Raw genomic sequence first — 13,570 nt, 5'->3', positions numbered from 1 at the left:
GGTAAGATGGACGTTAAAGTACCTGATATCGGTGATTTCACCGACGTGCCCGTGGTTAGCATTCTGGTTTCGGTGGGCGACACGGTCGCCGCCGAGGACCCGCTGATCGAATTGGAAAGCGACAAGGCGACGATGGAAGTGCCCAGCCCGGCAGGCGGTGTGGTGAAGGCCATTGCCGTGGCCGAGGGCGATAATGTGTCGGAAGGCAGCGTGATCCTGACCCTGGAAGGGGATGCGGGCGAAGCCAAGCCGGCCTCGGGGGGTGTCGAACCCCCCTCGGCCGCGGCCGCTGTCGCGCCCGAGGCGGTTGCCGCAACCGGTACGGCCACCGGCGCCGGGGACGTGCATGGCGAGGTTGTTGTGCTGGGGTCGGGGCCGGGTGGCTATACGGCTGCGTTCCGGGCTGCCGATCTGGGCAAGAAGGTTGTTCTGATCGAGAAAGACAGCAACCTGGGCGGTGTGTGCCTGAACGTGGGGTGTATCCCCTCCAAGGCGTTGCTGCACGCGGCCAAGGTGATCACCGAGGCCGAGGAGATGGGTGCGCATGGCGTGTCCTTTGCGGCGCCCCAGGTGGATCTGGACAATTTGCGCGGCTGGAAGGACAGCGTGGTCAAACAGCTGACCGGTGGCCTGGGCGGTTTGGCCAAGGGTCGCAAGGTGCAGGTTGTGAACGGCTATGGCCGCTTCACCGGGCCTAACATGATCGAGGTCGACAATGACGGCGCAAAGACCACCGTCAGCTTTGACCAATGCATCATTGCCGCCGGCTCGCAGCCTGTGCAGCTGCCGTTCATTCCGCATGACGACCCGCGGGTGATCGACAGCACCGGTGCGCTGGAACTGGACGGTGTGCCAGAGCGTCTGCTGGTTCTGGGTGGCGGCATCATCGGGCTGGAGATGGCGACGGTTTATGACGCGCTGGGCTCGAACGTCACCATTGTCGAGCTGATGGATCAGATCATCCCCGGCGCCGACAAGGACATCGTCAAGCCCCTGCACAAGCGGATCGAGGGCCGGTACGAAGCGATCAGGCTGAAGACCAAGGTTACCGCGGTTGAGGCGTTGGACGAAGGCCTGAAGGTCACCTTCGAAGATGACAAGGGCGAGGTCAGCACCGACATGTTCGACAAGGTGCTGGTGGCCGTAGGCCGGCGTCCCAACGGGGCGTTGATCGACGCGGGCGCGGCCGGTGTGGCCGTGGACGAGCGTGGTTTCATCGCCGTCGACAGTCAGCAACGCACCGGGGTGGCGCATATCTTTGCCATTGGCGACGTGGTGGGTCAGCCGATGCTGGCGCATAAGGCGGTGCACGAGGGCAAGGTGGCCGCCGAGGTTGCGGCCGGGCACAAGCGGTTCTTTGACGCGCGCGTCATCCCGTCGGTGGCCTATACCGACCCCGAGGTCGCCTGGGTTGGCCTGACCGAAACGCAGGCCAAGGCCGAAGGCATCAAGGTGGGCAAAGGCGTGTTCCCCTGGGCTGCGTCGGGCCGGTCGCTGTCGCTGGGTCGGTCCGAAGGCATCACCAAGCTGATCTTTGACGAAGAGACCGACCGCGTGATTGGCGCCGGGATCGTTGGCCCCAATGCCGGTGACCTGGTAGCCGAGGCGGCCCTTGCGATCGAGATGGGCGCCGATGCGGTGGATCTGGGCCATACTATCCACCCGCACCCAACGCTGTCGGAAACGCTGAACTTCGCGGCCGAGATGTTCGAGGGCACGATTACCGACCTTATGCCGCCGAAAAAGCGCAAGTAAATCAACGGCGCGCGCCGGCCTAACCGCTGGCGCGCCTGTCCACCTGATCGTTGGGCATCCAAGCCCCGATCACCTCCAATGCGCGGGCCTTGCGCATGGGCTTGGCCAGAAAATCCGACATCCCTGCCGCAAGGCATTGGTCGCGATCTTCGGCCATGGCGTTGGCTGTCAGCGCGATGATGGGTACAGGGGCGGTTGTTTCGCGTCCCCGTATGGCCCGCGTGGCCTCTAACCCGTTCATCACCGGCATCGAAACATCCATCAGCACCATATCGGGTCGGTTGGCAAAAAACGCCTCCACCGCCTCGGCCCCGTTTTCGCAGATTTGCACTTCTGCGCCCTGTCCTTCCAGAATGCGGCTGATCACCAGCTGGTTGGTGCGGTTGTCTTCGGCGACAAGGATTTTCACATCGGTCAGTGATGCACCTTGCCCCGCCGACGTGATCGCTTGGGTGGGCCTTGCGCCCGGCCCCCCCGACAAAAGGCGGGCCATGGTGGATTGCAACATTTCAGCCCGCGCCGGTTTCAGCAATACGGCGTCAAACATGTCGCGCACAAGATCCGCACCGGCCACGTTCTTTTCAACCGAGGACAAAAGGACCACGGGGAAATCCGCAATCTCGGCCATGCCCAGCATGCGCTTGCGCAGGGTCAGGCCATCCATCTCAGGCATCTGGTAGTCAAGAAAAGCCAGATCAAATCGCGTGTGATCCCTCAGCTTATCAAGGGCCACAGGGCCAGATTCTGCCACCACAACCGTGGCACCCCAGCTTTCCAGATGGCGCTGCAGGATGACGCGATTGATCTCAAGATCGTCAACGACAAGCACATTCAGCCCCTTGGGCAGGGCGCCGGGGGCATCAAAGTTGGCCCCCGCGACCGGATCGCTTTCGGGCAGCGGCAGTTGAACGGTGAAATCCGATCCCTTGTTCAGTTTCGATTCCACGTCGATGGAGCCTTCCATCAACCGGATCAGCCGATGCGAGATGGCAAGCCCCAGGCCGGTGCCGTCGAATTGCCGGGTGCTTTCGTTATCGACCTGTTCGAAAGCGCTGAAAATGGTGGCCTGCTTGTCTTCGGGAATGCCGATTCCGGTATCACGCACCAGAATCCTTGGCGTCCCCGTTTCAGGGTCCATTTGCAACCGGATCAGCACGAACCCTTCATGCGTGAACTTCAACGCATTGCCGACGAGGTTGATCAATATCTGGCGGATACGGCCGGAATCTCCCAGAAACCACGTACTGGCGTCGGTTTGAATGTCGGTACAAATCTCGATCCCTTTGTCGGCAGCATTCGGTGCCAACAGCGCCGCAACATTGTGAATACACTCCGCCAGATCAAAGGGTTCCGAGCGGATTTCCATCTTGCCGGCCTCAACCTTCGAAAAGTCGAGAATGTCGTTCACGATCGCCTGCAACGCGTTGCAGCTTTCGATGACCGTGCGGGTGAACATCCGCTGATCATCGTTCAGCGGCGTTTCGTCCAGCAATTCGGCCATGCCGATAATGCCATTCATCGGGGTGCGGATCTCGTGGCTCATATTGGCCAGGAACGCGGCCTTGGCACGGGCTGCTGCCTCGGCCTGTTCGCGCGCGGCCTCCAGCATGATCTCGTTGCGTTTCAGTTCGGTCACATCGGTGCGCAGACCCACGACGTTGCCCGCCGCTGTCTTCTTGTCCCTTTGACGAATCCAGCGGCCGTCATTGGTCTCAAACACGCGCACCACGCCAAAATCGGACTGACGCCGGGCCATAAGCGCGGCGATGAACTCGTCCTCTTTGCCCTCGATATCCGGGACCACGCCGGAATGGGCCAGTTCACGTATCTGGTCCTCATAGGTCAGCCCCTTGCGCAAAATCTGCTCGGCCCCGGCGAACTGGCTGCGGAACGGGTCGTTGCAAATGAACATGCGGTCGTCGCTGTCATACAGAACGAAGCCATCTTCGATGGCCGCTATCGCGTCTTCGAACAACGTGTTCAGGCGCGCCATCTCGGCCTGTTTCCGCGCGTCAGATCGCGACATGATACGCAGCCCGTACACGAAACACGCACCCGACAAGAAGGCCAGGCACGGCACGATTACCGGCATCTGCAGCCAACCCGTCATTGCGCCTCCTCGAATGTCGATCAACTGGTCTGTTCGCGGATCACAGGATGGGCCGAGAAGGTTGTGCAAAGCTTAACACCCACACAGTTCGGGAAACCACGTTCATACTGGCGGCGGCAAAAGTTTAAACTATGCCCCATTGCGGGGTCAAAAACTTACAAAACCCCGTTAAACTTTCTTATAAAACACCGAAAAGCCAAACGCGAGGCTGGCCTGGCAATGACCATTTTGCCAAACAGATGTATTAATTGGCCGCCGCTGAAGAATTGGAAATAGAAATTCAAATCTCAGGGAAATCTGCACGTTTCAGTTTATATGTGCTTTAGCAATTGATTTGCAGGCCTGGCTGCCAAGGTAAAGCTCAATAAAGTCCGGGTTTTCGTTTATTTGGTCATTCAGAATTACTTCCAGCCATTCCGGATTTTTTTGGGAGAAACTCTCAATGTTGGCGCAAAGGGCCGCGCCGATGATCCCGGGATCGGAATTTGAAAGAACGACAAGAACCGCTTCCTGTACACCGCCGTCATCAAATTTGTCATCAAACGTATCAAGAAGCGCCGCAGCAATTTCTACCGACTCTGATTTTTCCAACTCATGCACAAATTCTACAAAGGCCAAATCGACATCAATATCATCGTGTGACACCTTTCGCGCATCTGACAGGCGTTTTGTGCGTTCAACAATGTCCGGGTACTTTTTCATATTAGATACGTTCCAATCAGGATATTCCTTTTGGTTCGCGCCCGAAAGTATCACCATTTTGGTATTAAGGCCAAATAAGCATTTCTACTCCAAGTTCCTGACCCCAGAAAACCCGGAAATAAATATCGACTTCTCTGATTGGAAACAGTTTTGGGTAGCCTCCTGAATATGGCCCGCCAAATGGGAAAGGATGTCCCGAAAGTTGGAAAGCCAGCGATGACTGGGAAAAGAGAAACCAAATGAGATCGCGTCCAAACTACGATAGATTTGATGGTTTCCAATTCCCTCAAGGCACCTCGCGCGGCACGGAACCTCGCGATGAGGCAAGGAGGATCGCGGCCTTAGCCCGACGAATCAATGGCCCGAAGAGCGTGGACCGGGCCAATCGACGGAAGCCGCGCCATTCTGGCCATGGAGATACCTGATGCAATGAATCGGAGATTTGGTGGAGCCTAGGGGAGTCGAACCCCTGACCTCTTGCATGCCATGCAAGCGCTCTCCCAACTGAGCTAAGGCCCCTTGCTGCGGCAGTTATCCGCTCGCCCGGGTGTATCTATGGAACACTGCGGGCGAGATCAAGCGGAAAATGCAGCTTTTATTCGTCGTCTTCGGCGGGAACGTCTGCGATTTCGTCCAAGGAAACGTCGTCATTGTCGTCGTCGTCCAGAACGTCATCTTCCAGTTCGATATCCGCGCTGTCGTCATCATCCAGCACATCCACTTCTTCGGCGTCGGTGCTTTCCTTGGCCGCTGTTGTGGATTGAGCATCGGACTTGTCAGCGACAAGACTGCGCGATTTTGTGTTGGTCAGGCTTTCAAGCGAAAAGCTGTGCCCGCATTCCGGGCAGACCATCGGATCACGTCCCAGGTCATAAAACCGGGTCGAACAGTTGGTGCAAACGCGCTTTACGCCCCATTCTTCTTTGGGCATCGGGATTCCCTTCGGTGATCGTCACTTGTGCGTGGGTCGGAGCCAACTGCCATAACAGGGGGACGGTGTCAAAGGGCTTTTGCCTAGAAAAGGTACGAAATCTGGATGTGTGTGCTGCGATGGGTTGATAGGGTAGGTGCATGGCCGAAACTCAGCCGACATATCTGGAACTGCCCGGCACGCCCGACCTGCGGGTGCAACTGCGCCGTTCCGCCCGGGCGCGGCGGTTTTCGCTGCGCGTTTCGGGGCTGGACGGTCGCGTGACCTTGACCTTGCCGCGGGGGGCTTCGGTGAGACAGGGGGCGGATTTTGTCCGCTCTCGCGAGGAATGGATCCGCCGGCATCTGGAAGACAAGCCGGAACGTCAAACACCCGGATTCGGTGCTTTGATACCCTTTGAAGGATACAAGCTGGAGATTGTTCCGGGCACCGGGCGTGCGCCGCGTTTGGACGGGATGCAGTTGCTGGTTCCGGGCACGGCCGAGTCAGTGCCGCGCAAGGTCGAGACCTTTCTGAAGCATATGGCGCGCGATCGTCTCGCCGAGGCAAGCGACCGCTACGCCGCCAAGCTGGGGCGTGACTACACCCGGATCACGTTGCGCGACACGCGGTCGCGCTGGGGCTCTTGCAGCTCACGCGGGGCGCTGAATTATTCGTGGCGTCTGATCATGGCCCCGGTTGAGGTGTTGGATTACGTTGCCGCGCACGAAGTGGCGCATCTGGCACAGATGAACCATTCGCCGGCCTATTGGCAGGTTCTGGAAGGGCTTTGTCCCGATTATCGTGACCACAAGGACTGGCTGCGCATACACGGCAACACGTTGCATGCCTGGGTGTTTCGCGATTGACCCTGCGGGGATTTGTGATCACATTTGCACCATGGAAGATTTGCCACGTCCCCCCGAAAGCGGATCTGCTGCGCACGAACATGTCTATCGCGTGTTGCGGGGCCGCATTTTGCACGGCCAGCTAAAACCGGGCGCGGCGCTGACACTGCGTGGTGTGGCCGATCAGTTCGGCGTTTCGATGACCCCTGCGCGCGAGGCGGTGCGGCGCCTGTCTGCCGAAGGAGCGTTGAACCTGTCGTCGTCGGGCCGGGTCAGCACGCCCGAGTTGAGCAATGACCGGATCGAGGAACTTGCCGCCATCCGCGCGCTATTGGAACCCGAGCTTGCCTCGCGCGCATTGCCGCGCGCCCATGAGGCGCTGATTGAACGCCTGCAGTCGATCAATGCAACCATCGCTGATGTGGTCAGCGTGGGCGACGCAGTTGGCTATATCCGCGCGAATCTGGAGTTTCATCGAACCCTTTACCTGCGCGCGCAGGCCCCGGCGATGCTGGCCCTGGCCGAGACCGTATGGCTGCAACTTGGCCCCACGATGCGCGCGCTGTATGGGCGGTTAGGCCGATCCGAGCCGCCCGGCCATCACAAGCTGATCATTGCGGCCTTGCGGGCCGGCGACGAACCCGGACTGCGCGTGGCGGTCCGGGCCGATGTCACGCAAGGCCTGCGGATGCTGGTCACCTGATCAGATCGGTGCGTCCTCGCGTACCAACCCTTTTGCCTTCAGTTCGGCCCAGAAATCGCCGGGGATCTCGGCATTGGCCGCGGCGATGTTCGCGGCCACTTCGGCCGGGCTTTTGGCGCCGGGGATAACCGAGACATGCGTGGGATGGCGCAGGGGGAACTGAAACGCGGCGTCGACCAGGTTGACCGAATGATTGGCGCAAACGGCCTCTATTGCGGCGACACGATCCAGGATCGGCTGTGGGGCAGGGTCATAGTTGTAGAAGGCGCCGGGTTTTGCCCCAGTCGCCAGAATGCCTGAATTATAAGGTCCACCTGTCACGATCCCGATGCCCCGCTGTTCACACAATGGCAGGAAACTGCTCAGCGCCTCTTGTTCAAGCAGCGTATAGCGCCCGGCCAGCAGGAACAGATCGAAATCGCCACGCTCGGCCAGTGTCTGGCAGACCTCCCATTCGTTGACCCCGGCGCCAATGGCCTTGACCACGCCTTGGTCGCGCAGTTCGATCATCGCGTCATACCCGCGGGTTTCAAACAGCTCGTTGATCCGGGCATCGGATGCTTCTTTCGAACCGTGGCTGAAGATACACAAGTCATGGGCATAGATAATGTCTAACCGCGAAGCACCCAGCCGTTCCAGAGACAGTTCAATCGACCGCATCACACCATCATACGAGTAGTCGAACACTTCCTGCCGGTTCGGTACATCAAACCACTTGCCGATACCGGACCTCTCTTCCGGGGCGCATGGCCGCAGCAGACGGCCAACTTTGGATGACAGCACATACTGATCGCGCGGTTTGTGGCGCAGGAACGGGTTAAGGCGGATTTCGGACAGGCCCAGCCCATAAAGCGGCGCAGTGTCGAAATGCCGGATACCGCCGTCCCATGCCGCGTCAAGGGTGGCGCGCGCCTCTTCATCGGAAATGGCTTGGTAGATATTGCCAACCGGCACAGCGCCAAATCCAAGTTCGGTAAAAGTCAGGCCCCCATTGGACAGACGGTCCCAATGGCGTGTCTTCAGTGTCATTTATCTATCTCCATAAGCGGGCTGTAATGCCCCTCTATTTCACGGCCCCAGCGGCCATGCCTTTGATGATGTACCGCTCCAGCACGATGGCCACGACAATCAGCGGCAGGATCGCGGCCGAAGACAGGGCCGCCATGGACCACCAGTTAATGCCTTGGCTGCCGGTCTGGCTGGCCACCATTACGGGTAATGTTTTGGCGTCAGTCGAGGTCAGCAGCGCGGCAAAGAAATACTCGTTCCAGCACAGAACCAGCGACAGGATGAACGCCGCCACCATACCTGGCAGGGCCAGCGGCAGAACGATCTGCAGAAACGCGCCCCAGATGCCCAGACCGTCGACCAGCGCGGCCTCTTCCAGTTCCACCGGGATGCCCTGGAACTGGTCGCGCATGATCCAGACAACAATGGGCAGGACCATCAGGGTGTAAAGCAGGATCAGCCCCACCCGCGTGTCCAGCAGGGCCAGGCTTTTGTACAGCACCAGGAAGGGCAGGGCCAAAACCACCGGCGGCAGGATCATCTGGCTGAGAAAAAAGAACGAAATGTCCGAGTTCCGCATGAAGCCAAAGCGATAGTTGAACCGCGACAGCCCATAAGCCGCCAGCGACCCCAGTGCCACCGCCAGCGCCGAGGCCGAGACGGCGACAATGGTTGAGTTCCAGAAACGTTTCAGGAACTCTTCGCGCACGGTCGAGACCTCGCCGATCAGGTCGGGCGACAGGCCCAGCGAGGCCCAGCCTTTCCAGCGCGGGGTGAAATCGACCCACGGGATCAGATTGCCCTTCATCACGTCGGGCGCCAGCTTGAACGCGGTGGTCAGCGTCCAAAAGATCGGGAAAAGGCAGATCACTGCCCATGACAGCAACAGCGCATAGATCACCGTGCGGCTGACCACCCGGCGCGCCTTGCGGGCGGTGTCGGACGGGTTGTCGTGAAAGATCTGGGTGCTGTCAGTCATGCCGGGCGCTCCATCCAGCGGCTCACAAGCTTCAGCAGCGCGGTGACAAACAGGATGATCAGCACCAGGTACACCATCGCCAGCAACGTGCCATAGCCGACATTCGACCGGTCACGGTATTCGCGGAAGATAAAGCTGGTCACGCTGTCCGTCGCGCCGCCGGGGCCGCCCGACGTGACGTTGATGATGATATCGGCCAGCTTCAGCTTAAAGATAATACGGATCACCACGGCGGTGACCGACACGGGCAGCATCAGCGGAAAGATCACTTCGCGGAACGCCTGCCACGCGCTGGCGCCGTCCACTTTCGAGGCCTCGATCACCTCGCGCGGCAGCGCCTGCAAACCGGCCAGCAGCATGATCATCATGAAGGGGATGAACGTCCACGCATCCATCGCCATGATCATGAACCGCGCCATTTCGGGGCTGCCGAAGAAACTGGGGCTGTCCCAGCCCAGCTCGCGTGCGGCACGGGCGATGGGGCCGAACCGCACCTCCAGCATCGACTTACCGATCATCCAGCTGACCGCGACGGGGGACAGCATCAGCGGCAGCAGGAACACCACGCGAAAGAATTTGCGCGCCCGGATTTGCGCGTTCAGCAGCAGGGCCAGACCGAAGGCGATGACATATTCCACCGACACGGCCAGCACGTAATAGACCATGTTTTTCAGCGCGTTCCAGTAAAACGCATCGTTCCACATCTGCACCAGGTTGGCCGTGCCATTGGGCCGCGCGCCGTTCTGGCTGGCCAGGTTCCAGTCGGTGAACGAGATGTATAGGCCAAACAGCAGCGGAAAGACCACAAGGCTGACCACGAACAGCACCGCAGGTAACACGAACAGGCTGCGTTTACCTTTTTCCCCCCGCGTTACCACTTGCGCAGCACAAAGCGCTGTGGCCCACAGAAGGTAGGCATATAAAACGGGCCGCCAGCTGTCGAAGCCGGCGCCGATATGGCCCGCCTCGTGCAAGGCTTGCAAAAGAGCCAACGCAGCGAACAGCGCGGCTGCACCCCAAGTCATCAGACGCCCGGTGCGTATCCGTGCCGGTGAAATCTGATCCGATGTCACCGTGTGCAACAGGTCGCCTTCGTTTTCCATTACCCACCCAATGCAATTTTTACCCCCGGCGAAACGTGCCGCCGGGGGCAGGGTTGATCACAGGCCCAATGCGGCCTTGTACAGCTTGATCTGGCTTTCACGCCCGATCTGATCGGTGATCTTGTCCCATGCTGCGGCGATGGCATCGGCACCTTCCTGAACCGAGCCGTATTGGCCGGCATAGATCTTGGCCAGTTCGTCCTCGGCGACCGAGTAGTACTGGAAGATCCCCGGAATGCGCGGTTCGATCGCAGCGTTGGGGTGGTTATAGCTGTCCGCGTTCGAGCCGAGGTAATCCTCGACAAAGGCGCGGTCATACCCGGCCTCTTCCCACTCGTCATAGTTGAAGTGCGAGTTGCGGTACGGCTGAAAGCCCGACGGATAGGCCGACATCCACAGCGACAGATCCTTGCCACCCAGATGCGCCGCAGCCGACCACGCGGCCTTTTTCTTCTTGTCGTCGCCATCCACGGTTTTCATCACGTATACGCCCCAGCCGATATAGGCCATGTTGGGGGCCTCGTTGCGGCCTTCCTCCCACGCGCCGGTGGCGGCGTTGTATACCGCATCGCCCGCCGGAATGGTCGAGAAGCCGATGACATCGCCCACGACAGAAGTGTCGGATGTGCGCGCGTTCGAGCCCACGTCGCCCCACCATGTCAGCATGCCGCCGGTGCCGGCCAGGAACTGCTGGAACGCGGTGGTCCCAGGGTCGGCGTTGATCTGGTCGGCCGGATAGGCCTTGTCGGTGTTGACCAGTTCCATCACCTCTTCGATGGCGCGCACGAAGGCGGGGTTGTTGACCCGCGGCTTCATGGTGTCGGGGTCGAACAGCCATGCCGGATCGTCGGCATGCTTGGCATAACCCGTGGCGCGGTCTTCCAGGAAGTAGAAGCCAAAACCGCCCCAACCCTTCAGCGGGTCAAGGAAGCCATGCGCCTCCAGCCCGGTCAGCGGGTCGGTCTTGCCGGCCAGGAACTTGGAATGCGCGTTGACCTGGCTCCAGGTGGTGGGAACCTCCCACGCGGACCCGTCGCCCTCTTCGGCCCAGGCTTTGGCGAAATCGGCGTTCTCGTAATAATCCTTGCGATAGGCAAAGGTGTGGCAGTCGCCGTCGATCGACACGCGATAGGTCTTGCCGTCCCAGGTGCCCACGGGCGCCTGCAAATAGCCGACATAGTCGTCCATATCGATCTGGTCTTTCACCCAGTCGGGCATTTCCGATGCCAGACCCTTGCCCAGCACGTCGCCTTCGAACGGGGCGCCCATCTCGATAATGTCGAAATCCACGGTGCCGGTGGCGATGGATTGCTGCAGGCGGGCGTTATAGTCGGCCTGCGCCAGGTCGATCCAGTTGATCTTAGCGCCGGTATAAGCCTCCCACGGTTTCAGAAAGCCGCGGAACAGGAAGTTGTGCAAGTTCTGGTTGTTCAGACCCATAAAGGTCAGCTCTACGCCTTCGAACTCTCCCTCGGCCACATTGGCCTTGGAGGCGCCCAGGCACATCTCGCCCACGGTCTGCCAGTCGCGGTCTGTCGGTGACCCCGCGCCCACACCCGGAATTTTCAGAATCTCGGCCCGCAGGTTCGCGTGCCCGTCGGCCAGCGCCACCCTCGGCATCGCGGCCGCGGCTCCCAATGCGGCGGTGCCCTTCAGCATGTTGCGGCGCGACATGCGCTGCACAGCGGTGACGTAGTTATACAGGTCTACTTTCATCGTCTCCTCCCAAAGACTTCAAACACAACCGAATTTCCCGTCGGGCCAAAATTGTATTGAATAGTTTTTTTAGTTGGCGGCGCCGGTAATCTGCGGTCATGGTTGAGTATGAACTGAAATGTTAGTGTGTCAATGATTGCCGTTTGGTCGGCATGGACAGGGCCGGGGGCCTTGGCTAGCATCCCAGATGCCACGGGAGGGGCAGCACGAAATGGCGACAGTTGCGATCAGCGACGTCAGGAAATCCTATGGGTCAACGCAGGTGATCCACGGGGTCGACGTTCACATCGACGACGGGGAATTCGTCGCGTTGGTGGGCCCCTCTGGTTGTGGCAAGTCGACATTGCTGCGCATGATTGCGGGGCTAGAGCCGATCAATGGCGGCACCATCGCCATCGGGCCGCAGGTGGTCAACAACCTGCCTCCGGCCGAGCGTGACATCGCCATGGTCTTTCAGTCTTACGCGCTTTATCCCCACAAATCCGTGGCCGATAATATGGGGTTCGCGCTGAAGGTTGCAGGCGTCGACCGGGCCGAGATTGCCACCCGGGTGGCCAAGGCGGCCGAGATCCTGGGCCTGACCGATCTGCTGTCGCGCAAGCCGCGCAACCTGTCGGGCGGCCAGCGTCAGCGCGTGGCGATGGGCCGCGCCATCGTGCGCGACCCGCAGGTGTTTTTATTCGACGAGCCGCTGTCGAACCTGGATGCCAAGCTGCGCATCCAGATGCGCGCCGAGATCAAAGAGCTGCATCAGCGCCTGCGCACAACCACTGTGTTTGTCACCCACGATCAGGTCGAGGCGATGACCCTGGCCGACCGAATCGTTGTGATGCAGGCGGGGCGCATCGAACAGATCGGTGCGCCGCTGGACCTGTACGACAACCCCGCCAACACCTTTGTGGCCACCTTTATCGGCGCGCCGTCGATGAACCTTCTACCTGGCACGGTGGCGGGCGAAACATTGACGCTGACGGATGGCCAAACACTGGCGATTGGCGCCGGTGTAACAGGCGCGGTACAGTTGGGTATTCGGCCAGAACACCTTTCGCTGTCGGGCAGCGGCCCCGCCTTGCAGGCCGAGGTTAAGGTGGTTGAGCCCACCGGGGCCGAGACCGTGGTGGTCTTTCGATGCGCCGGGCAGGATATTACGGCTGTTTTCCACAACCGACACGAATTTGCACCGGGTCAGAATGTGACCCTGCATGCCGATCCCGGGCGGCTGTATATTTTTGACGATGAAACCGGCCAACGCTTTACCGCCTCGGCCCAAAAGGAGACCCAGGATGCTTAAAGGCATAGACCCGATCCTGAACGCCGACGTTCTTTACGCGCTCAGGGCCATGGGCCATGGCGACGATTTGATCATCGCCGACACCAACTTCCCCTCGGACGCCATTGCGCGGCAGACAACGCTGGGCCGTGTTCTGCGCATTGACAGGCCGGTGGCCGAGGTGGCACGCGCGGTGCTGTCGGTCTATCCGCTGGACACGTTTGTCGATGACAGCGTCGGCCGCATGGAAGTGGTGGGCGAGCCGGACACGATCCTGCCGGTGATGCAGGAGTTTCAGGCCGAGGTTGCGGCAGCAGGCTGGGCTGATCCGGCGCTGCCGATCGAACGCTTTGCCTTTTACGACCGCGCCAAATCCGCCTATGCGGTGATCCAGACCGGCGAGCGGCGGTTTTATGGCTGCTTTGCCCTGCGCAAAGGCGTGATCCCGCCGGACGAGGGGTAAGCG

Annotated in this window: 12 protein-coding genes and 1 tRNA gene; 5 read left to right on the top strand and 8 right to left on the bottom strand. The window is 60.1% G+C overall.

Annotated elements, in window-relative coordinates; genetic code table 11:
- Nucleotides 1-6: 6 nt before the first annotated feature.
- On the top strand, nucleotides 7-1,755 hold the full coding sequence (gene lpdA, locus ACMU_RS14725; protein WP_035260958.1) for a dihydrolipoyl dehydrogenase: 1,749 nt from the start codon (nucleotides 7-9) through the stop codon (nucleotides 1,753-1,755).
- 19 nt (nucleotides 1,756-1,774) lie between these two features.
- Here the strand turns inward: lpdA and ACMU_RS14720 are convergent, their stop codons facing one another.
- The 4 genes from ACMU_RS14720 to ACMU_RS14705 form a co-directional block, all read right to left on the bottom strand.
- Entirely contained in the window at nucleotides 1,775-3,865 is a 2,091-nt protein-coding gene (locus tag ACMU_RS14720) for a response regulator (RefSeq protein WP_051588368.1), read from the bottom strand.
- A gap of 306 nt (nucleotides 3,866-4,171) precedes the next feature.
- Entirely contained in the window at nucleotides 4,172-4,624 is a 453-nt protein-coding gene (locus ACMU_RS14715; RefSeq protein WP_152544636.1) for a hypothetical protein, read from the bottom strand.
- A 386-nt stretch (nucleotides 4,625-5,010) separates the two neighbouring features.
- Nucleotides 5,011-5,086, bottom strand: a tRNA-Ala gene (locus ACMU_RS14710).
- Between the two features lie 76 nt (nucleotides 5,087-5,162).
- Nucleotides 5,163-5,498 (bottom strand): TIGR02300 family protein, encoded by a 336-nt coding sequence (locus ACMU_RS14705; protein ID WP_035260954.1) that lies wholly within the window; start codon nucleotides 5,496-5,498, stop codon nucleotides 5,163-5,165.
- 140 nt (nucleotides 5,499-5,638) lie between these two features.
- Here ACMU_RS14705 and ACMU_RS14700 point away from each other — a divergent pair, with 140 nt between their 5' ends.
- Entirely contained in the window at nucleotides 5,639-6,346 is a 708-nt protein-coding gene (locus ACMU_RS14700) for a M48 family metallopeptidase (protein ID WP_035260952.1), read from the top strand.
- 31 nt (nucleotides 6,347-6,377) lie between these two features.
- On the top strand, nucleotides 6,378-7,028 hold the full coding sequence (locus tag ACMU_RS14695) for a GntR family transcriptional regulator (protein ID WP_035260950.1): 651 nt from the start codon (nucleotides 6,378-6,380) through the stop codon (nucleotides 7,026-7,028).
- Here the strand turns inward: ACMU_RS14695 and ACMU_RS14690 are convergent, their stop codons facing one another.
- Genes ACMU_RS14690 through ACMU_RS14675 form a run of 4 tightly spaced genes read right to left on the bottom strand, consistent with a single transcriptional unit; the run spans nucleotide 7,029 to nucleotide 11,834 of the window.
- Nucleotides 7,029-8,057: an aldo/keto reductase gene (locus ACMU_RS14690; RefSeq protein ID WP_152544635.1), complete on the bottom strand. Its 1,029-nt coding sequence runs from the start codon at nucleotides 8,055-8,057 to the stop codon at nucleotides 7,029-7,031. It lies immediately after the preceding gene.
- 34 nt (nucleotides 8,058-8,091) lie between these two features.
- On the bottom strand, nucleotides 8,092-9,015 hold the full coding sequence (locus ACMU_RS14685) for a carbohydrate ABC transporter permease (protein ID WP_081805541.1): 924 nt from the start codon (nucleotides 9,013-9,015) through the stop codon (nucleotides 8,092-8,094).
- Nucleotides 9,012-10,118 (bottom strand): carbohydrate ABC transporter permease, encoded by a 1,107-nt coding sequence (locus tag ACMU_RS14680; protein ID WP_035260948.1) that lies wholly within the window; start codon nucleotides 10,116-10,118, stop codon nucleotides 9,012-9,014. Before ACMU_RS14680 ends, ACMU_RS14685 begins: the two co-directional genes overlap by 4 nt.
- Nucleotides 10,119-10,175: 57 nt before the next feature.
- Nucleotides 10,176-11,834 (bottom strand): extracellular solute-binding protein, encoded by a 1,659-nt coding sequence (locus tag ACMU_RS14675; RefSeq protein ID WP_035260946.1) that lies wholly within the window; start codon nucleotides 11,832-11,834, stop codon nucleotides 10,176-10,178.
- Between the two features lie 211 nt (nucleotides 11,835-12,045).
- Here ACMU_RS14675 and ACMU_RS14670 point away from each other — a divergent pair, with 211 nt between their 5' ends.
- The gene (locus tag ACMU_RS14670; protein ID WP_035261115.1) at nucleotides 12,046-13,125 is read left to right on the top strand and encodes an ABC transporter ATP-binding protein; all 1,080 of its coding nucleotides are present in this window, start codon (nucleotides 12,046-12,048) and stop codon (nucleotides 13,123-13,125) included.
- Nucleotides 13,118-13,567: an RbsD/FucU family protein gene (locus tag ACMU_RS14665; RefSeq protein ID WP_035260944.1), complete on the top strand. Its 450-nt coding sequence runs from the start codon at nucleotides 13,118-13,120 to the stop codon at nucleotides 13,565-13,567. Before ACMU_RS14670 ends, ACMU_RS14665 begins: the two co-directional genes overlap by 8 nt.
- The last annotated feature ends 3 nt before the right edge of the window (nucleotides 13,568-13,570 follow it).

Origin of the sequence: Actibacterium mucosum KCTC 23349, assembly GCF_000647975.1 — a bacterium.
GTDB classification, from domain to species: Bacteria; Pseudomonadota; Alphaproteobacteria; order Rhodobacterales; family Rhodobacteraceae; genus Actibacterium; species Actibacterium mucosum.
Note: the sequence above shows the minus strand (reverse complement) of the source record. Positions and strands in the feature narration are given on the sequence as shown.